The 19,282-nt window shown below is 70.7% G+C and carries 18 protein-coding genes; 10 read left to right on the top strand and 8 right to left on the bottom strand.

Features of this window, described 5'->3' with window-relative positions; all coding sequences use genetic code 11:
• Window positions 1–61: 61 nt before the first annotated feature.
• Window positions 62–1,486: an aldehyde dehydrogenase family protein gene (locus AB0C19_RS06215; protein ID WP_357180238.1), complete on the top strand. Its 1,425-nt coding sequence runs from the start codon at window positions 62–64 to the stop codon at window positions 1,484–1,486.
• A 262-nt stretch (window positions 1,487–1,748) separates the two neighbouring features.
• Window positions 1,749–2,582 carry a helix-turn-helix transcriptional regulator gene (locus AB0C19_RS06210; RefSeq protein ID WP_357180235.1) on the top strand — a complete coding sequence of 278 codons (834 nt, stop codon included), beginning with the start codon at window positions 1,749–1,751 and terminating at the stop codon, window positions 2,580–2,582.
• Between the two features lie 6 nt (window positions 2,583–2,588).
• On the opposite strand, the gene AB0C19_RS06205 is transcribed toward AB0C19_RS06210, so the two are convergent.
• Entirely contained in the window at window positions 2,589–3,392 is an 804-nt protein-coding gene (locus tag AB0C19_RS06205; RefSeq protein WP_357180232.1) for an AraC family transcriptional regulator, read from the bottom strand.
• Between the two features lie 50 nt (window positions 3,393–3,442).
• On the opposite strand from AB0C19_RS06205, the gene AB0C19_RS06200 reads away from it, so the two are divergent.
• Window positions 3,443–3,865: a DUF2000 domain-containing protein gene (locus AB0C19_RS06200; RefSeq protein ID WP_357180229.1), complete on the top strand. Its 423-nt coding sequence runs from the start codon at window positions 3,443–3,445 to the stop codon at window positions 3,863–3,865.
• Window positions 3,866–3,961: 96 nt separating this feature from the next.
• A complete protein-coding gene (locus tag AB0C19_RS06195) occupies window positions 3,962–5,575 on the top strand; it encodes a ricin-type beta-trefoil lectin domain protein (protein ID WP_357180226.1) in 1,614 nt (537 codons plus the stop codon).
• Between the two features lie 52 nt (window positions 5,576–5,627).
• On the opposite strand, the gene AB0C19_RS06190 is transcribed toward AB0C19_RS06195, so the two are convergent.
• Together AB0C19_RS06190 and AB0C19_RS06185 are read right to left on the bottom strand one after the other, a co-directional pair.
• Window positions 5,628–8,147 (bottom strand): ABC transporter permease, encoded by a 2,520-nt coding sequence (locus tag AB0C19_RS06190; protein WP_357180223.1) that lies wholly within the window; start codon window positions 8,145–8,147, stop codon window positions 5,628–5,630.
• A gap of 8 nt (window positions 8,148–8,155) precedes the next feature.
• Window positions 8,156–8,914 carry an ABC transporter ATP-binding protein gene (locus AB0C19_RS06185; protein ID WP_238682516.1) on the bottom strand — a complete coding sequence of 253 codons (759 nt, stop codon included), beginning with the start codon at window positions 8,912–8,914 and terminating at the stop codon, window positions 8,156–8,158.
• Window positions 8,915–9,060: 146 nt separating this feature from the next.
• Here AB0C19_RS06185 and AB0C19_RS06180 point away from each other — a divergent pair, with 146 nt between their 5' ends.
• The 3 genes from AB0C19_RS06180 to AB0C19_RS06170 all read left to right on the top strand — a co-directional run bounded on the left by AB0C19_RS06180 (window position 9,061) and on the right by AB0C19_RS06170 (window position 12,042).
• A complete protein-coding gene (locus AB0C19_RS06180; protein WP_357180218.1) occupies window positions 9,061–10,254 on the top strand; it encodes a histidine kinase in 1,194 nt (397 codons plus the stop codon).
• Window positions 10,251–10,889 carry a response regulator transcription factor gene (locus AB0C19_RS06175; RefSeq protein ID WP_357180214.1) on the top strand — a complete coding sequence of 213 codons (639 nt, stop codon included), beginning with the start codon at window positions 10,251–10,253 and terminating at the stop codon, window positions 10,887–10,889. Before AB0C19_RS06180 ends, AB0C19_RS06175 begins: the two co-directional genes overlap by 4 nt.
• 88 nt (window positions 10,890–10,977) lie before the next feature.
• Window positions 10,978–12,042: a cellulose binding domain-containing protein gene (locus AB0C19_RS06170; RefSeq protein ID WP_357180211.1), complete on the top strand. Its 1,065-nt coding sequence runs from the start codon at window positions 10,978–10,980 to the stop codon at window positions 12,040–12,042.
• Here AB0C19_RS06170 and AB0C19_RS06165 read toward each other — a convergent pair.
• Window positions 12,039–12,476 carry a hypothetical protein gene (locus AB0C19_RS06165; RefSeq protein WP_357180208.1) on the bottom strand — a complete coding sequence of 146 codons (438 nt, stop codon included), beginning with the start codon at window positions 12,474–12,476 and terminating at the stop codon, window positions 12,039–12,041. The genes AB0C19_RS06170 and AB0C19_RS06165 overlap by 4 nt on opposite strands.
• Window positions 12,473–13,144, bottom strand: coding sequence for a helix-turn-helix domain-containing protein (locus tag AB0C19_RS06160; protein WP_357180205.1), 672 nt, complete (start codon window positions 13,142–13,144; stop codon window positions 12,473–12,475). Before AB0C19_RS06160 ends, AB0C19_RS06165 begins: the two co-directional genes overlap by 4 nt.
• A 42-nt stretch (window positions 13,145–13,186) precedes the next feature.
• Here AB0C19_RS06160 and AB0C19_RS06155 point away from each other — a divergent pair, with 42 nt between their 5' ends.
• Window positions 13,187–13,603 (top strand): group III truncated hemoglobin, encoded by a 417-nt coding sequence (locus tag AB0C19_RS06155; protein ID WP_357180202.1) that lies wholly within the window; start codon window positions 13,187–13,189, stop codon window positions 13,601–13,603.
• Window positions 13,604–13,656: 53 nt separating this feature from the next.
• A complete protein-coding gene (sthA, locus tag AB0C19_RS06150; protein WP_357180198.1) occupies window positions 13,657–15,060 on the top strand; it encodes a Si-specific NAD(P)(+) transhydrogenase in 1,404 nt (467 codons plus the stop codon).
• On the opposite strand, the gene AB0C19_RS06145 is transcribed toward sthA, so the two are convergent.
• Entirely contained in the window at window positions 15,057–15,494 is a 438-nt protein-coding gene (locus AB0C19_RS06145) for a MerR family transcriptional regulator (protein ID WP_357180195.1), read from the bottom strand. The two genes, sthA and AB0C19_RS06145, sit on opposite strands and share 4 nt — an antisense overlap.
• On the opposite strand from AB0C19_RS06145, the gene AB0C19_RS06140 reads away from it, so the two are divergent.
• On the top strand, window positions 15,493–15,984 hold the full coding sequence (locus AB0C19_RS06140; protein ID WP_357180191.1) for a methyltransferase domain-containing protein: 492 nt from the start codon (window positions 15,493–15,495) through the stop codon (window positions 15,982–15,984). The genes AB0C19_RS06145 and AB0C19_RS06140 overlap by 2 nt on opposite strands.
• Window positions 15,985–16,284: 300 nt before the next feature.
• Here AB0C19_RS06140 and AB0C19_RS06135 read toward each other — a convergent pair whose 3' ends face one another.
• Window positions 16,285–17,679 carry an endo-1,4-beta-xylanase gene (locus AB0C19_RS06135; protein WP_357180187.1) on the bottom strand — a complete coding sequence of 465 codons (1,395 nt, stop codon included), beginning with the start codon at window positions 17,677–17,679 and terminating at the stop codon, window positions 16,285–16,287.
• A 40-nt stretch (window positions 17,680–17,719) separates the two neighbouring features.
• Window positions 17,720–19,045 carry a PHB depolymerase family esterase gene (locus AB0C19_RS06130; protein WP_357180184.1) on the bottom strand — a complete coding sequence of 442 codons (1,326 nt, stop codon included), beginning with the start codon at window positions 19,043–19,045 and terminating at the stop codon, window positions 17,720–17,722.
• Window positions 19,046–19,282 lie beyond the last annotated feature (237 nt).

The following is a 19,282-nucleotide window of genomic DNA, read 5'->3' as shown; positions in this document are numbered from 1 at the left end:
TCGCTGAACCGTGGATAAACCGCACCTGGTTGGGGTTCGGCGGCGGTGCGACGGTCGGTCCATGACACCTCTCACCTACACCGTCGCCGGCCACTGGATCGGCGGCGAGACCGTCCCCGGCTCCGCCGGCACCCTTTCCGTCGTGAACCCGGCCACCGGCGAGGTCGTCGCCGAGACCCCGGCCGGCACCGCCGCCGACGTCGACAGCGCCGTCGCCGCCGCCCGAGCCGCCTTCCCGGCCTGGTCGGCGACCACTCCGCAGCACCGGGCGGACGTGCTGCGCCGCCTCGGCGCCGGCCTCGCCGCCCGTACGGAGGAGATCGCCCAGGCGATCACCGCCGAGATGGGCTCTCCGATCGGTATGTCCCGGACCGCCCAGGTCGCGTTCCCGGCCGCTGTGGTCGAGTCCATCGCCGGCCTGGCCGACGACTTCGCCTGGACCGAGGAGGTCGGCAACTCGCTGATCGTCCGCGAGCCGATCGGTGTCGTCGGCGCGATCACGCCGTGGAACTTCCCGCTTCAGCAGATCGTCTCCAAGCTGGCGCCGGCCCTGCTCGCCGGCAACACGATGGTCTTCAAGCCGTCCGAGAACGCCCCGCTGACCGCGCGCGTCCTCGCCGAGGTCGCCGCCGAGGCCGGCGTACCGGCGGGTGTCCTCAACGTCGTCTACGGCACCGGCGCGACAGTCGGCGAGGCGATCTCCGCCCACCCGGACATCGACATGATCTCGTTCACCGGGTCCACCCGTGCCGGGCAGCGCATCTCCGCGGTGGCCGCGGCGACCGTCAAACGGATCGCGCTGGAGCTGGGCGGTAAGGGCGCGAACATCATCCTCGACGACGCCGACCTGCCCGCCGCTGTCGAGCGAGGTCTCATGATGGCGTTCGCCAACGGCGGTCAGGTCTGCGGCGCGTGGCCGCGGATGCTGGTGCCCGCCTCCCGTCAGGACGAGGTCGTGGCGTTGGCCGTCGAGGCCGCGAAGCAGTACACGGTCGGCGACCCGGGCGACGAGGCCACCCGGATCGGCCCGCTGGCGTCCGAGACCCACCGGCGGAAGGTCGTCGGCTACATCGAGCGGGGCATCGCCGACGGCGCCCGGCTCGTGTTCGGCGGCCCGCAGCGGCCCGAGGGGCTGCCCGTCGGGGCCTACGTCCGGCCGACGATCTTCGCCGACGTCGACCCGGCCTCCGCGATCGCCCAGGAGGAGATCTTCGGCCCGGTGCTGACGATCATCCCCTACGCCGACGAGGAGGAGGCCGTGGCCATTGCCAACGGCACGCTGTACGGCCTGACCAGCGGCGTCTTCGGTGAGCCGGAGCACGCGCTGGCGATCGCCCGGCGGCTGCGCGTGGGCCAGGTCGACGTGAACGCCGGCCACTGGAACCCGCTCGCCCCGTTCGGCGGCTACAAGCACTCCGGCAACGGCCGCGAGTTCGGCCGCTTCGGGCTGGAGGAGTTCCTGGAGACCAAGTCCATCCAGCGCTGACCGCACCAGCCCTCGCCCCAGCCCCAGCCCCAGCCCTCGCCCGCCCGCCCGCCCCGCCCGCCCGCCCGCCCGCCCGCGCCGATCTTGCACTTTCGGTTGCCGACATGGGGTGTTACAACCCTTATGTCTCGACACAAAGTGCAAGATCGCGAAATCAGGGGGCGGGGCGGGGCTGGAGCGCGGGGTGGAACACCGGGGCAGGGATGGTCTGTTGCAATCCATGTGCCGGTCCACCCGCCGGCACCTCGTGATCGGAGACACCGTGGACCGCGCCCAACTCGCCAGCTTCCTGCGCACCCGCCGCGAGGCCCTCCAGCCCGAGGACGTCGGGTTGCCCCGGGGCCCGCGCCGGCGCACCGGAGGGCTGCGGCGCGAGGAAGTCGCCACGTTGAGCGGAATGTCCACCGACTACTACAGCCGGTTGGAGCAGCAGCGCGGGCCGCACCCCTCGGAGCAGATGCTCGCCGCTTTGGCCCGGGGCCTGCGGCTCTCCCTCGCCGAACGGGACCACCTGTTCCAGCTCGCCGGTCACGCCGTTCCGCGCCGCGCGGTGCGGGCCGACCACGTGAACCCGGGAATGATGCGCATCCTCGACCGGATGCACGACACCCCGGCCCAGGTGGTGAACCACCTGGGCGAGACCCTGGCGCAGACCGCTCCGGCCGTCGCCCTGCTCGGTGACGAGACCCGGTACACCGGGTTGGCGCGCAGCGCGCACCACCGCTGGTTCACCGACCCGACGGCACGGCAGCTGCACCCAGCGCAGGATCACCAGACGCAGAGTCGCCTGCTCGTGGCGCACCTGCACGCGGCGTACACCCGCGACGGGCGCGGCTCGCGGGCCGCCGCGCTCGTCGACGACCTGCTGGCCAGGAGCCCGGAGTTCGCGCACCTGTGGCGGGAGCACCCGGTGCCCGCCGGCTACTGCCCGCCCAAGCACTTCGTGCACCCGGAGGTCGGGGCGTTGGAGCTGCACTGCCAGACGCTGGTGGACCCCGACCAGTCCCAGACACTGTTGGTCTTCACCGCGGTACCCGGGTCGCCGAGCGACGAGAAGCTGCGCCTGCTCGCCGTCATCGGCGGTCAGCTCGTCTGACAGCGATCAGCTCGGGCGGGGGTAGCGGGCCGGGCTGACGCCCAGGTAGCGCCGGAAGTGGCGGGTCAGGTGCGCCTGGTCGAAGAACCCGGCCGCGACGGCGGTCTCGACGGGCCGCTGCCCGGCGAGGAGCAGGCGACGTGCCAGCTCGACCCGACGGCCGGTCAGGTACGAGTGCGGTGGCACGCCGTGCGCCTGGGTGAACGTACGGACCAGGTGGGTCGGGTGGGCATGCAGCAGCTCCGCGGCCTCCCCCAGCGTGACGCCCTCGACGGTACGGGCGTCCAGCAGCTCCCGTAGTCGCACAGCGAGGCCGCGTCCGCCCGACGGGCCATTGGCCGGGCGGCGCTGGCGGAGCTGACGGCGGAGCCGGTCCAGGATGAACGCGAGCCGGCTCTCGGCCTCGAACTCGTCACCGGGGGCGGCGAGCACCTGGTGCAGGTGGTGGATCCGGTCGCGCAGCTGCGGATCGGCCAGGTCCGGCTCGTCGACGGCCCGGCCGACCAGCTCGGCGTCGAGCACCGAGGTGTCGAGGTACAGGACCCGCTTGCGGAAACCGTCCGGTGTGGCGGAGCTGCCGTCGTGTGGCACGTACGGCGGCAGGAGGGTGACCGACGTGCGCAGCGCGCCGTGCCGGTGCCGGTCCAGGTCGAAGCGGACCGCGCCGTCGTCGACGATCAACAGCGTCCACACGTCGTGGATGTGCCGGGGGTAGGCGTGGTCGACGAAATGGGCGTGGAAGACCTCGGCGACCCCGGCTACCGCGGGTCGCCACGCGCTGACGTGCGAGCCCGCCGGGCGGGTGGCCACGCTAAGAACGTACAAGACCGGTAGGCGTCGGGGCGGGCAGGCTCGACGGCATGACCGAACCGATCCGCTTTCCCACCAAGATCGCCGTACTGCTCCGCAACGACCTGGCGAGCTGGCAGCGGCTGAACGTCACGGCTTTTCTGGTCAGCGGCATCGCGAGCACGCTGCCGGAGCTGGTCGGCGAGGAGTACCGCGACGCGGACGGCACCAGCTACCTGCCGATGTTCGGCCAGCCGGTGCTGGTCTTCGCCGGGGACCGGGCGACGGTGGTTGGCGCGCACTCGCGCGCCCTGGCCCGTGGCCTGCGGCTGGCGATCTTTACGTCCGAGCTGTTCGCCACCGGCAACGACCGGGACAACCGCGCCGCCGTGCAGGCGGTCGGACGGGAGAAGCTCGACCTGGTGGGCCTGGCGCTGCACGCGCCGCGCAACGTGGTGGACAAGGTGCTCAAGGGTGCGTCCATGCACCCGTAACGGCATCCGTGGCGACGAAGACATTGATATCGGTGTGTATGGCTGTAATGATTAACACACTTTACAGTTGTTTCGCCACCCCGGAAGGACCCCCACATGGCGCGACGATCGGCCGGGCTCCTGCCCCGCCGCCCCCGCATCAGACTGACCTCCGCGCTCGCCGCGGCCCTGCTCGCCGTACCGACCGGCCTGGTCGTCGGCGCATCGCCAGCGGCGGCGGCCGCGACGGGCGCCATCACCGGGTACGGCGGCAAGTGCGTCGACGTGGCCGCCGCGAACCCGGCCAACCACACACCGGTGCAGCTCTTCACCTGCAACGGCTCCACAGCGCAACAGTGGACGGTGGCCGACGACGGCACGATCCGGGCGCTGGGCAAGTGCCTGGACATCGCCGCCGCCAGCACCGCCAACGGCGCCCGGGTGCAGATCTACGACTGCAACGGCACCGGAGCGCAGCAGTGGTCCTCCAGCGCCGGGCAACTGGTCAACCCGACCTCGGGCAAGTGCCTCGACGCGACCGGCCCCAGCTCGGCCGACGGCACCCCGCTGCAGATCTGGAGTTGCACCGGCACCGCCAACCAGACCTGGACGCTGCCCACCGGCGGCGGCACCACACCACCGCCCTCGGGTGGTTTCACCCACCCGGGCGTGCTGGTCAGCCGAGGCCAGCTCGACTTCGTCCGCGGCCGGGTGCAGGCCGGAGCGCAGCCGTGGGCGGCGGCCTACAACCAGATGATGAGCAGCCGGTACGCCTCCCTGTCGCGCACCCCGGCGCCCCGTTCGGTGGTCGAGTGCGGTTCCTACTCCAATCCGAACAACGGCTGCACCGACGAGCGGGAGGACGCGATCGCGGCGTACACCGACGCGCTCGCCTGGTACGTCACCGGCGACGCCCGGTACGCGCAGAAGTCGATCCAGATCATGGACGCGTGGTCGGCCACCATCACCGCGCACACCGGCAGCAACGCCCCACTGCAGACCGGCTGGGCCGCCTCGGTCTGGCCCCGGGCCGCCGAGATCATCAAGTACACGTACACGAGTTGGCCCAACGCCAACCGCTTCGCCACCATGCTGCGCAACGTCTACCTGCCTGTGGTGCGCAACGGGTCGAACAGCAACGGCAACTGGGAACTGACAATGATGGAGGCCGCCGTCGGCATCTCGGTCTTCCTGGAGGACCGGTCCGCCTACGACGCGGCGGTAAGCCGCTTCCTCAACCGCACCCGGGCCTTCGTCTACCTGCCCACCGACGGCGCGTTGCCGTACACGATGCCCGGCAGCGGCCTGGACACCAGCGCGGAGATCATCGGCTACTGGCAGGGCCAGTCCACCTTCGTCGCCGGCCTCGCCCAGGAGACCTGCCGCGACTTCGTCCACACCGGGTACGGGATCTCCGCCATCTCGCACGTAGCGGAGACCTCCCGAATCCAGGGACGGGACCTGTACCCACAGGTCGGTGAACGGCTGCGTCAGGCGCTGGGGTTCCACTCGCGCTACCAGCTCGGCGAAGCGCCACCCTCCTGGCTCTGCGGCGGCAGCCTCACCCGGGGCCTCGGGCCGATCACCGAGGTCGGCTTCAACGCGATGAGCACCCGGCTGGGCAACGTCATGACCAACACCCAGACCCTCACGCTGCAACAACGCCCGGCCGGAACCAACAACCTCTTCGTCGCCTGGGAGACGCTGACCCACGCCAACAACCCCAACTGACCAGGCCGTCGTGGGGTGGCGCCGAAGGCGCGGCGTCACCCCACGACGCTGCTCAGTTGTCGGCCCCCAGCGCCTCCACCGGGCTGACCCGCGACGCCCGACGGGCCGGCAGCACCCCGGCGAGCGCGGTCAGCCCGACCAGCACCACGAAGAGCCCCGCCAGCGGCAGCAGCGGCGCGGTCAGCGGAGCCTCGATCCCGAGGGTCTGGACCGCCAACCAGGCGTACGGAATGCCGAGCACCAGGCCGATGGTCGCGCCGATCACCCCGTACAGGCCGGACTCGACGGTCAGCATGGTGCGCAAACCGGTCCGGGACAGCCCGATCGCCCGGAGCAACCCGGACTCGCGTACCCGCTCCACCACCGAGAGCGCGGTAGTGGAGCCCACGCCGACCACAGCGATCAGCACGGTCAGGCTGACCAGACCGACAGCGATCCAGACCAGGGTGCGCACCAACGCGTCGTTGCGGTCCCGTTCGTCGGCGAGCACCGCGAGGCCCACCCCTTCGCTGCCACCGATCGCCTGCCGCAGCGCCCGCACACCGGCGGTACGACCGTCCTCGCCGGCGCCGGCCGCGTCGGCCAGCAGACCGGTGTACGCGGCCGGCACACCGAGCCGGTCCAGGTCGGCCGGATCCGCGAGGATGCCCGCGTGCAGCGGCCCGTCACCGGGCAGGACCGCGGCCACCCGCACGTCGACAGAGCCGGTGGCGACGGCGAGCTTGACAGTGTCGCCGGCCCGCAGACCCGCGTCCCGCGCGACCCAGCTGTTGAGCACGATCCGCCCGGGGCCACGATCGGTCAGGGTGCCCTGGGCCACGTCCAGGGCACCGGTGCTCGGCAACGCCGCCAGGTCCAGGTCGCTGGTCGGATAACCGTCCTCCACGTCGCCGAGCTTGTCGGCGCCGCGCAGCAGCGTGGCGTCGCCGACCATCCGGTACGGCACCACCCTCGCCAGCGCGCCGTGTGCCGCCTCGGCCCGGGTCACGACGGCCGGCGGCAGCGTCCCACCGTTGCTGGTGACCTCGAAGTCGGTAGGGGCCGAGAGCGCCATCTCGCGGTCGGCGAGGATCTGCAACGACGCGCCGCCGATGACCACCCCGGAGATCAGGGTCACGCCGAGGGCGACCACGACGGAGACCGCGGCGGCGCGGCGCGGCGTCCCGCCGATCCCGCCGACCGACATCCGCCCGAGCGGCCCGAGCTGGCGCAGCGGCCAACCCACCACGGCCAGCACCGGGCGCACCAGCAGCGGGCCGAGGGCCACCAGCGCGAAGAACGCCAACGCGCCGGACCCGACCAGCAGGAGCAGCGGCATCGACGGGTCGTAGTCCGACTGCTCCGGCTTCGGCAACTGGCTGATCGTCCCGATCGCCGCCAGGATCGCGCCGACGGCCAGGAGCAGCCCGAGGACCAGACGGGACACGCTGATGCCGCGGCGGCCGGCGGTGACGCTCGCCGCCCGCAGTGCCTCCAGCGGGGAGACCCGGGCGGCGGAGAGCGCCGGTGCCAGCACGGCCAGCACGGTGATCACGACGGCGCCGATCACCACAGCGACCGCTTCCGCCAGTGGCAGGCCCGGCGAGGAGACCTCGTGCCCGGTGGCGCGCAGGATCGCCGGCAGCGCGTACCCGAGGGTGAGGGCGCTGGCGACCCCGACGACGCCGGCGACCAGCCCGGTCAGGGCTCCCTCGGCGGTCAGGGCCCCGACCAGTGTGGCCCGACTCGCGCCGACCGCCCGCAGCAACGCGAGCTGGCGCATCCGCTGGGCGAAGACGATGCGGAAGGTCGAGGTGACCACCAGCGCCGCCGCGACGACAGCGATGGAGACGAACATGCCGACCAGGATGAAGAGTTTCCCGACCTGTTGCGCCGCCGCGTGGGCCTCGGCATCGCGCACCTCGGCACCGGAGCGGATCGGCTGGCCGGCGACCGCTGCGGTCACCCGTTGGCGGACCGCGTCGATCGAGGCGCCGGGCGTCACCCGTAGGTCGACGCGCTCCACCGTCGCCAGGCGCGCCCAGGCGATCACGGCGCTGTCCGGGGCGTACGCGTCGTAGCCGGCGTCGGCGCTGCTCTCCACCAGGCCGGTCACTGTGAGCGGGGCGGGCGTGGTGAGTTCACCGCCCGTACCGCTCGTGGTGGTGCCGACCGACAGCCCGAGCCGTTCGGCGGTACGCGGCGTGATCGCGATCTCGCCGGGCTGATCCGGGTAGCTGCCCTCGATGACCCGGACCGTGCTCAGCGGGCCGGTGCCCGCATCGGACTGGAGGTTGAGGTACCCCTCGCCGATGGATACCCCGGTCGAGACCCGGGCCACCGCCTCGGCCACCCCGGGCACGGCCCGGATCTGCCGCACGTCGGTCACCGTGGGTGGCGGCACGTCGACGCTGCCGATCACCAGGTCGGTGACGGACGGGGTGCCGCTGAGGTTGTCCCGCACGGTCCGTTCGGTGATCTGTTGCACCAGCACGGTGCCGAAGACGACGAACGACGCGACAAGGATCGCCAGGCCGGTCAGGATCAGCCGGCCCGGCCGTCGGGCCGCGGCGGTCGTCTGGGTACGCAGCACCGTCGCCCTCATCGGCGGGCCGCCAGGTCACGCAGGGCGTCGGTGACCGACACCTGGTTCGGCTTGTCGATCTCGCCGGCCAGTCGCCCGTCGGCGAGCAGCACCACCCGATCGGCGTATGCGGCGGCGATCGGGTCGTGGGTGACCATGACGACGGTCTGGCCGAGGTCGCGTACCGAGTCGCGCAGGATGGTGAGCACCTCCGCGCCGGAGCGGGAGTCGAGGTTGCCGGTCGGCTCGTCGGCGAAGACCACCTCGGGCCGCGCCACCAGCGCCCGGGCCAGCGCCACCCGCTGCTGCTGGCCGCCGGACAACTCGCTGGGCCGGTGGTTGAGGCGGTCGCCGAGGCCCAGCACCCGCACCAGGTGCGCGAGGAGTTCGGCGTCGGGCTGCCGACCCGCGAGGTCCAGCGGCAGCGTGATGTTCTGCGCGGCGGTGAGCTGCGGCAGCAGGTTGAAGGACTGGAAGACGAAACCGATCCGCTCCCGGCGTACCCGGGTCAGCGTCCGGTCCGACTGGCCGGTCAGCTCCGTGCCGCCGAGCAGGACGCGACCGGAGGTGGCCGTGTCGAGACCGGCGAGGCAGTGCATCAGTGTCGACTTGCCGGACCCGGACGAGCCCATGATCGCGGTGAACTCGGCCCGGCCGAAGCCGACCGAGACCCCGTCCAGGGCACGGACGGCGGTGTCGCCGCTGCCGTACACCTTCACCAGGTCGACCGCGGCGACCGCGGCGTGGCTGGTCTCCGGCGGGGCGTGGGTTGTCATCGTTCCTCCAGTGGCTGCGTGGTGACCGGCAAAGCGTCGCCGCCACCGGCGGGTGGGCGCATCGGCCCGGGGCCGGGTATCGCCGGTGCCGGGTCTGCCTTTTGGCCGATCCGTCACCTCCACCGGGCTGGCTACGCTGGGTCACCATGAGCACGCCGGATCTTCGACGATGGTGGGTACGCCTGGCCCAGGCCGCCGGGCTGGTGGCCATGGGGCTGCTCGTCCTCTTCGACCTGCGGTTCGGCGCGCCGGAGAGCCTGGCCGCTCTCCTGCTCCTGCTGGTGCGGATGGGGCTGGCGATGGCGACGGTGCCGCTCTGGCTGCCGGTGCACCGGCTGGGTTCGCGGCTGCTGCCGCTGGCCGCGCTGGTGCTCGCCTGCGCCTCACTGGCCGTGACGGCAGCCGTCCTGGTCGTCTTCAACGGCAGATATCTGATGAGCAGTAGCTGGGGGCTCGCCGAGTCGGCCGGGTTGATCGGGGTGGTCTTCGTGGTGGCCCGCTGGGGTGCGCCGCGGCTCGCCCCGTGGGCGGCGGTGGCCGCCGGGCTCGCCGTGGCCGCGTTACCGCTGCGCGTCGGCACCGAGAGCCTGCTGGTGATCTTCGGTTTGCTCCAGGTGCTCGCCGCGGCCGGCGCCGCCGGGGTGGGGCTCTACCTGCGGATCGTGGCCGCCGGACGAGACCGGGCCATCGCGCTGGTCCGGGCCGAGCAGCGTGCCGAGTTCGCCCGGGACCTGCACGACTTCATCGCCCACCACGTCACCGGCATCGTGGTGCAGGCACAGGGTGCCCGGTTCGTCGCCGAGCAGGACCCGCAACGGGTGATCGTCGCACTGGAGCAGATCGAGCGGGCCGGCGCGGAGACGATGGCCTCGATGCGGCGGATGGTCGGCATCCTGCGCAACCCGGACGCGCCGCCGGACGCGCCGCTGGCGCCACTCGCCGGGGTGACCGAGCTGGAGCCGCTACTGACCGGATTCAACGGCGCGGCGAACGCGCCGGCTCGACTGCACGTCGACGGCGATCTGAACGGACTACCTGTGGAGGTGTCGACGTCCGCGTACCGGGTGGTGATGGAAGGGCTGACCAACACCCGCCAGCACGCGCCGGACGCCCGGTCAGTGTCCGTGGCCGTTCGGCGTACCCCGGACTGGTTGCTGGTCCGGGTCGCCGACGACGGCGCGTCGCCGCGGACCGCGCCGGCGCGGGGGCACGGCTTCGGCCTGATCGGCCTCACCGAGCGGGTACGCGCCCTCGGCGGCACGATCACCGCCGGGCCCGGCGTCGCCGGTGGTTGGGTGCTCGACGCGGCGTTCCCGCTCCGGGTGGCGGTGGCCCGGTGATCCGGGTGCTGATCGCCGACGACCAGGCCATGGTCCGGACCGGCTTCGGCATGATCATTGGTGCCCAGTCGGACATGGAGGTGGTCGGCGAGGCCGCCGACGGCGTCCAGGCCGTCGAACTGGCCCGACGACTGCGCCCGGACGTGGTGCTGCTGGACATCCGGATGCCCCGCCTCGACGGTCTCGAGGCTTTGCGGCTGCTCGCGGGGCCGGGCGTCGCCGACCCGATCCGGGTGGTCGTCGTGACGACCTTCGACCTCGACGAGTACGTGCACACAGCGCTTTCCAACGGCGCGTGCGGCTTCCTGCTCAAGGACTCCGGCCCGGCCCTGCTGGTGGAGGCGGTCCGCGCGGCCGTGTCCGGCGACGCGCTGATCAGCCCCTCGATCACGGTACGTCTGTTGGAGCACCTCAGCTCGCCATCCCCGGCGCGCGACGACGGTGGCCTGTCGCCACGGGAACTCGACGTGGTGAAGCTCGTCGCCAGGGGCCTGACCAATGCCGAGATCGCCACCCAGCTCTTCATCGCCGTGGGCACCGTCAAGACCCACCTGGCGAGCGTGCAGATGAAACTCAAGGCCCGCAACCGGGTCGAGATCGCCGCCTGGGCCTGGGAACGCCGCCTCGTCGGCTGACGGGACACCGACCTGGCCACAGCTGCCCTAAAATTTAGGTCAGTCTATGCCTGGTCCGCTGCGGACACCCGGAAGCGAGGACTTCATCGTGCGTCATCATCCGTTCCGAGGTATCCGGTCCAGGGCCGCCGCGATGATCGCGTGCACACTGACAGCAACCCTGGTCGCGGCGGGCGCGACCCCGGCGTACGCCGCCGCCGACGACACCGAACGACCCACCGCACCCGGCCCGATCACAGTCGTCGCCATCGACACCACCTCGGTCGAGCTGACCTGGGCGGCCTCGACCGACGACGTGGGGGTGGTCCGCTACCCGGTCGGCGCGCGATTCGAGGACTCCGGCGCCCAGTATTCGACCGACACCAACAGCATCCGGATCACCAACCTGCGGCCCTCGCGCACGTACACCTTCTCGGTGTGGGCTCTGGACGCGGCCGGCAACAGTTCAGTGTCGAACCCGACCCTGCGGCTGACCATGCCACCAGGGGACGACCAACCGCCGAGCGCGCCGGGTCAACCGGTGGCGTACGACGTCGCCGCCACACTGGTGTGGCTTCGCTGGGCCCCCTCGGTCGAGAACGTCGTGCTGGATCGGTACGAGGTGTTCCGGGTCGATGCCGGCGGCACGCTCACCCGGGTCCGCGAGCTGTACCAGTACCCGCCCACGCCCACCATGACCCAGATCAGCGGGCTGACGCCGAACACCACGTACACCTTCGTGGTGCGGGCCCGCGACGAGGTCGGAAACCTGTCCCCGCTGTCCGCGCCGGTCACTGTCACCACCCTGCCGCCGCCGCCGAGCTGCGCGGTCCGATCCGCCGTACGGCAGTGGCCGGACGGCTTCGTGGCCCACCTCGTCGTCGAGAACACCGGCACCACTGCGGTCGAGGGGTGGACGATGACGTGGCGGTTCTGGGCCAGCCAGCAGGTCCACGGCATCTGGGGCGCGACGGTCGTCGACCGCCTCAACAACAGCTACCTGCGGGTGCGCAACACCGGTCGCAACGCCGTGATCCCGCCCGGCGGCACTGTGTCGCTGGGGCTCGTCGCCTCCGGCACGCAACTGCCGGAGGAGATCACGCTGAACGGCGGCCTCTGCACAGTGGCAGACGAACAACACTCGACTGCGCCTCGTCGGCTGAGCGACGTCTAGCGGGTGAGGCGTGCGATGAGGGAAGCGCCGAGAAGCACCAGGATCGCAACCTTGAGCACTTCGAGCCCGATGTAGCCCAGGTGCAGGACGGACGGCGGTGGCTGGTGGCCGTCGATGATGAGCTGGGCACGTCGGTCGAGCAGTGGGCGCAGGACGACGGCCTGGGTGAGCAGGATCAGCCACAGCCCACCGAGCGCGCTCCATCGAGCGGGGCCGATCGCGGAACCGAGCACTGTGATGGTCAACGCCGCCAGTAGGGCGATCTCGGCGATGTTCAGGCCGCGGAACACCAGACGACCGATGCCGAGGCCGAGGGGCAGGGTGATGCCGGGCGCCCGGAACTTCAGTGGCGCCTCGATGAACGAGATGGCCAGCACCATACCGAGCCACAGGAAAGGCAGGGCGAGTTGCAGTGACTCTCTGATCCTGGTCATGAGGGTGTGGTTCCTTCGGGGCGGAGGATGTGGGCGAGGCACACGCCGGGACGGGCGAACGGCACGAGCTCCGTGGTGTTGCCGGGGCCGACCGCCTCGGCGGCGGCCTGCAGGAGCCCGCGGTGCAGGCCGCACACGACGTCCGGGTGCTCCCGGGCGACAGTGATGAACGGGCAGGTGGGCAGCTCTATCCGGCTGACTGCGGGCTCCTCGACGGTGACGACCGGCTCGAAGCCCAGCTCGGTGAACAGCGCCACGACGCGCGTGGTTGCCGCGGCGAGCGGATCGGCGCCGTCGGCGGGTGGGCTGACAGTGGTGGAGCGCAGCCAGGACCGGCCGGCCGCCTCCGCGAGGTCCTCCACGCCTCGCCTGTCGATCTCGGCGGCCAGCAGCTCGCTGAGGAACTGGTAGCCGGACGCCGGGATCGCCGGAACGACACTGCGGTAGACGGTCTGGGGGCGCCCTCGGCCACGCGGCTGCCCCGGGCCGGCGACGACGAACCCCGCCTGCACCAGAACGGCAAGGTGGAAGCGGACGGTGTTGGGGTGCAGGCCGCTGACGGCGGCCAGTTCCTTGAGATCCATGGCACGACCAGCGACGCGCAGCTCATCAAGGAGACGGCGGCGGCTGGGGATCGCCAGTGCGCCGAAGGTCACGTGTGAATCCACGTGCCTATTTTATACGATGAGCGTCGTGAGAAAGGGGCGACCGTGACGACCGACATCTCCCACCGCGCCGATATCGCCGCCGTGGTGACCGAGTTCTACGCCCGGGCCTTCGCCGACGACCTACTCGGCCCGGTCTTCATCGACGTGGCACGAATGGACCTGCCCGCCCACCTGCCGATCATGTGCGACTTCTGGGAGACCGTGCTGTTCCGAACGGGCTCCTACCAGCGCAACGCCCTGAAGCTGCACGTCGACCTGCATCGCAAGGAACCGCTGACCGATCGACACTTCGAGCGCTGGCTGACGCTGTGGTGCGCCACCATCGATGACCGGCACACCGGCCCCAAGGCGGAGCTGGCCAAGCTCCAGGCAAGCCGAATCGCCCAGTCCATGCTCCGCCGACTGGCCGGCGGCACGGGCAGCGAACACCACACCATCCGCGCGGTGGCAGACAAGTAACACTCGCGCACGAGGTCTGGCGCGCGCCGCGACAACTTGCGACGCTAGCGCCTGTGTATGACTACGACCTGTTGGTGCTGGGCTCCGGACCCAGCGGTCAGAAGGCCGCGATCGCTGCCGCCAAGCTCGGCAGGCGGGTCGGCATCGTGGACCGCCGCGACATGATCGGTGGGGTGTGCATCAACACCGGCACCATCCCCTCCAAGACACTGCGCGAGGCAGTGCTCTACCTGACCGGCCTGAGCCAGCGGGACCTCTACGGCAGCAGCTACCGGGTCAAGGAGGAGATCACGGTCAGCGACCTGGCCGCCCGGACCCAGCACGTCATCACCCGACAGACCGACGTCATCCGCAATCAACTGGCCCGCAACCGGGTCGCGATGATCACCGGCACCGGGCGTTTCGCCGACGCGCACTCGATCTGGGTCGACGGTGGCTCCGGTCGCGAGTCCAAGGTGACCTTCGACAAGATCGTCATCGCCGCGGGCACCCGCCCGGCCCGCCCGGACAGCGTCGACTTCGACGACCGGACGATCGTGGACTCCGACGGCGTCATCAACCTCCAGGCCGTACCCCGCAGCATGGTCGTGGTCGGCGCCGGCGTAATCGGCATGGAGTACGCCTCGATGTTCGCCGCCCTCGGCACCAAGGTGACTGTGGTGGAGCGCCGCGAGCGGATGTTGGATTTCTGCGACGACGAGGTCGTCGAGTCACTCAAGTACCACCTACGTGACCTGTCCGTGGCGTTCCGCTTCGGCGAGGAGGTGGCCGCCGTGGAAAAGCACCAGACGGCGGCGCTGTGCATCCTCAAGAGCGGCAAGAAGATCGTCGCCGACACGGTGATGTACTCGGCCGGGCGGCAGGGCCAGACCGACGACCTGGCACTGGAGGCGGCCGGACTGGAGGCGGATCGACGCGGCCGGATCACTGTCGACGCCAACTACCGCACCTCGGTGGAGAACATCTACGCCGTCGGCGACGTGATCGGCTTCCCCGCGCTCGCGTCCACCTCGATGGAGCAGGGCCGGCTGGCCGCACAACACGCCTGCGGCGAACCGATCCGGGAGATGCACGGCCTACAACCGATCGGCATCTACACGATCCCGGAGATCAGCTTCGTCGGGCAGACCGAAGCACAGCTCACCGAGAGCTCCACACCGTTCGAGGTGGGCATCGCCCGCTACCGCGAGTTGGCCCGGGGTCAGATCGTGGGCGACTCGTACGGCATGCTGAAGCTGCTCGTCTCCCCCGAAGACGGCCGGCTGCTCGGGGTGCACGTCTTCGGCACCGCCGCCACCGAGATCGTCCACATCGGTCAGGCCGTGATGGGCTGCGGCGGCACTATCGACTACCTGGTCGACACGGTGTTCAACTACCCGACGCTGGCCGAGGCGTACAAGGTCGCCGCCCTGGACGCGTCCAACAAGATCCGCAACATCACCCGCATCGACGGTTAGCCACCGCCTCCGACCTCCACCAGCTCCGCCAGATGGGCGCGGTACTTCGGGCAGATCGAGATGTCCTCGTGTGAGCAGGTCAGCCCGGCCTCAAGCAGATCGAGTGCCGACCGCAGCGCCGCCATCCTGGCTTGGAGCGAGCTGTGGTTGCGGCGCAGCACGTCCTTGCGGGCGGCCGGGTCGCGCGCGGCGAGGAACGCCCGGATGTCGGGCAGCGGCAGGCCGGCCTGCTTCGCGCGCAGGATCGAGGCAACCCGGAACAGGTCGTCGCGGGTGTAGCGGCGACGGCCGCCGGTGACCCGGGCGGGACAGAGCAGGCCCACCGATTCCCAGTGCCGCAGGACGTGCGCCGGCAGGCCGAAGTGGTCGGCCACTTCGCCGATAGTCATCGGGCTTGACTTCATGTCGATATTAAGTCCGACGATGGCGGGCATGTCCAGTCTTCTTGCTGTCCTCGATGCCATCGAGAGCGCGCCTGCGGCCGTCCAACTGCGCACCCGTTCCTACGAGTTGCTCGGCGACCTCGCCGGCCGAACCGTCGTCGACGCCGGCTGTGGCAGTGGCCGCGCCGTCGCCGAGCTAGCCGAGCGCGGCGCCCACGCGGTCGGCGTCGACCTCGACCCCGAGATGATCGCCGTGGCCCGACAGCGTTGGCCTGCCGGCGAGTTCCGTGTCGGCGACGCCGCCGAGTTACCGCTTGAGAGCGGATCGGTGGCCTTCTACCGGGCGGACAAGGTGTTGCACGTGCTCGACGACCCAGCGCGAGCCGTGGCCGAGGCCCGCCGGGTGCTCGCACCGGGCGGCCGGGCCGTCCTGCTCGGCCAGGACTGGGACATGATCGCCATTGACTCGGATGAGCCGGAAACCACTCGTCGGCTGGTCCTCGTCGTCGTGCCGATGTTCCTCGTCGCCGCCCAGGCCTGAGAGGGAAGGTGGGTCGAACTCGGTGAACTGCTCCCCCACCGATGTCGGTGCTGCCCGCTACCGTGCCGGCACTGTTGCGCCGAGGCACAGCGCCATGCCGGCACCGAGCGGCTGACCCGCGAGCACCTGGCCGCGATCGAGGGGCTGGCGGAGCAGAGATGGTTCGGCCCCACGTCCCCCACTGCCCTCGGTGATCAAGAGGTTTGCGTCATCCTGTCTGGCGTGGCGTGACGCGAACCTCTTGATCACCGAGGGCTGGGCCGGTGCGGAGGCATGGCCTCCGCACCGTCCGGTCGGGCTTTAGCTTGCTGAGCAGGTGGGGCTGAGGCTTCCGGCGGTGCCGTTGGCCTGGAAGCCGTACTCGGTGGACTGTCCGGCGCCGACCTGGCCGTTGTACGCCACGTTCGTCCAGTTCGTCGTGCCGGTGTTACCGCTGCGGTTGGCGTTCCACGCGTTGGTGACCGTCGCGCCGGACGGGAGGCCGATGCCGACCGTCCAGCCTCTGATGGCCGACGAACCGGCCGTCACCTTCACAGTGGCCACGAAGCCACCTGTCCACTGGTTCACCGACACCGTCGCTGTGCAGCCGCCCGTGCCCGGAGGCGGAGTCGTGGGCGGGTCGGTCGGCGGGTCGGTCGGCGGATCCGTGGGCGGATCCGTGGGCGGGTCCGTGGGCGTGGTGCCGTTGTTCAGGGCGGCGAGAACCGCGTCGTACGCCGGCTTCTTCGAGCCGTTGCTGTTGAACAGCAGCGGGGTCTGCGAAGCTCGCCAGGAGTCACTGTCGCGGATGCCCCACACGGTGATGCCGTTGCAGCGGGCCACGGCCAGGCAGTCCTCCACGACGCTGCGGTACGTGTTCGCCGACGCGCCCTGGATGTCCAACTCGGTGATCTGCACGTCCACACCGAGCGCCGCGAAGCTCGACAGCGTGGTGCGGTAGTTGCTCACGTACGGGGATTCGTTGTTGAAGTGCGACTGGAAGCCCACGCAGTCGATCGGCACGCCACGGGCCTTGAAGTCACGCACCATGTTGTAGACGCCCTGGGTCTTGGCGTGCGTCCAGTTGTCGGTGTTGTAGTCGTTGTAGCAGAGCTTCGCGCCCGGATCCGCGGCACGCGCCGCCCGGAACGCCGCCTCGATCCAGTCGTTGCCGGTGCGCTGGAGGTTGGAGTCGCGCCGGCCGCCGGAGCTGCCGTCGGCGAACGCCTCGTTCACCACGTCCCACGCCACGACCTGACCGCGGAAGTGGGTGGCCACCTGCGTGACGTGGTTGAGCATCGCCTGCCGCAGCGCGCTGCCGCTCATGCTCTCCATCCAGCCGGGCTGCTGCGAGTGCCACGCCAGCGTGTGACCCCGCACGCTCATCCCACGGCTGCGCGCGTGGTTGACGATCTGGTCCGCCGCCCCGTAGCTGAACTGATTCTGCTGCGGCTCGGTGGCGTTCATCTTCATTTCGTTCTCGGCGGTCACCATGTTGAACTCACGGTTCAAAATCGTGGTGTACGCACTGTCGGAGAGCTTGAATCCGGCAACCGCCGTGCCGAAGTACCGACCCTTCTCGGCGGCGGACGCGCCGAGCGTCGTCCCGGCGGCCGCGGGTGCCGTCGAGAACAGCGCCATGCCGGCGGCGAGGGCACCCGCGCCGGCCAGCGCGATGGCGGCTCTGGATGCCGCCTTCCATCTCGTACTTCTCATCGTGTGACTCCTTCTGAGGGTGGTGGGGTGGGAAGGGACATCAGGACACCGAACAGGCGGCACCGTTGAGGGCGAACGAGGTGGGCTTGCCGGTGCCGCCCTCGTGCGTGGCCTGGAAGCCGATCTCGACCGACGCGTTCGGGGCGATGGTGTTGTTGTAGGAGACGTTGCGGGCGGTCACCGCACCGCTCGCCGGGGCGTACTGCGCGTTCCAGCCGCTGGTGATGCGCTGTCCGCTGGGCAGCGCGAAGGTCAGCGCCCAGCCGCTCACGGCGGTGGCACCGGTGTTGGTGATGGCCACGCTCGCGGTGAGGCCGCTGTTCCAGGCGTTGACCGTGTAACCGACCCGGCAGGCGCCCTCGGTCGGGGGCGGAGTCGTCGGGGGCGGAGTGGTCGGGGGTGGAGTCGTCGGCGGCGGCGTGGTCGGCGGCGGCGTGGTCGGCGGCGCGGTGCCGTCCAGCCCGAAGAAGCGGATCACCTGCGTAGCGTCGACAGGCAGGTTGTGCGTGACACCCTGCATGCTGATCGCCTCGACCGGCGCCATCGGGCCGCTGCCGCCGTACCGGGTGCGGGTGTAGCCGGACTGCGGGGTGTCGGTGTACGTCGGGGTCTGACTCAGCCCGTGCACGTTGGTCCACTGCTTGACCTGCTCACCGAAGTTCGGGTAGCGCAGCGTCTCGTCGTTGGTGCCGTGCCAGATCTGCATCCGGGGCCGTTGGCCGGTGTAGCCCGGGTACGCCTCCCGGACCAGATCACCCCACTGCTGCGCGGTACGGATCAGTTGCCCGTTGGCGCACTGACTGTTCCACTCCGAGGTGCCGCCGGTGGCAAAGCAGGCGAACGGCACCCCGGCGAACGAGGCGCCCGCCGCGAACACGTCCGGGTAGACGCCCAGCATGACGTTGGTCATCATCGCCCCGGAAGAGGTGCCGGTGGCGAAGATCCGCGCGGGGTCGGCGGAGTAGCGCTGCCGCACGTAGTCGACCATCGACATGAGCCCGACCGGGTCGCTGCCGCCGCCACGGCGTAACGCCTGCGGCGAGTAGACATCCCAGCACTTGCTGCTGCGGGTCGCCGACGGGTAGATCACGATGAAGCCGTACCGGTCGGCGAGTGAGGCGTACTGGGTGCCCGAGTGGAACGCGGGGCCCGTCCCGGTGCAGTAGTGCATGGCCAGGAGAATCGCCGGTCGGGTCGCCACCCGGTCCGGGACGTACAGGTGCATTTGCAGGTTGGTGGGGTTGGTGCCGAAGTTGGTCACCTGCGTGAGCGTCGCCGCCGACGCGGGGGTGGCGAACGTCAACGCGGCGGCGGCCAGCGAAACGGCCGCCATGACGACGCCAAGCATTCTCGTCTTCAGTGTCATCGTCGCGATCCCTTGCGAAAAAGGCGCGTGGAAGGGGACTTAAGTCGAGGACTGCCCTTCGCCCGACCTTGACCGCGGCTCGCGTGACCATGTCAGCTTCGATCGAGCACACTCGATTGTCAAGACTTCCGGAAACCTTTCGCCGCAACGGTTCCGGTGGTCACCTGCGCAGAAATGGGCATCGGCGGACATGGTCAGCGCCGACGGGTCGCGATAAATTATCGGGACGTTTTCGGA

The organism is Micromonospora sp. NPDC048842, assembly GCF_040649935.1.
In the GTDB taxonomy this organism is placed as follows: Bacteria; Actinomycetota; Actinomycetes; order Mycobacteriales; family Micromonosporaceae; genus Micromonospora; species Micromonospora hortensis.
The sequence above is the reverse complement of the archived record's forward strand: the minus strand, read 5'-3'. Positions and strand labels throughout refer to the sequence as shown.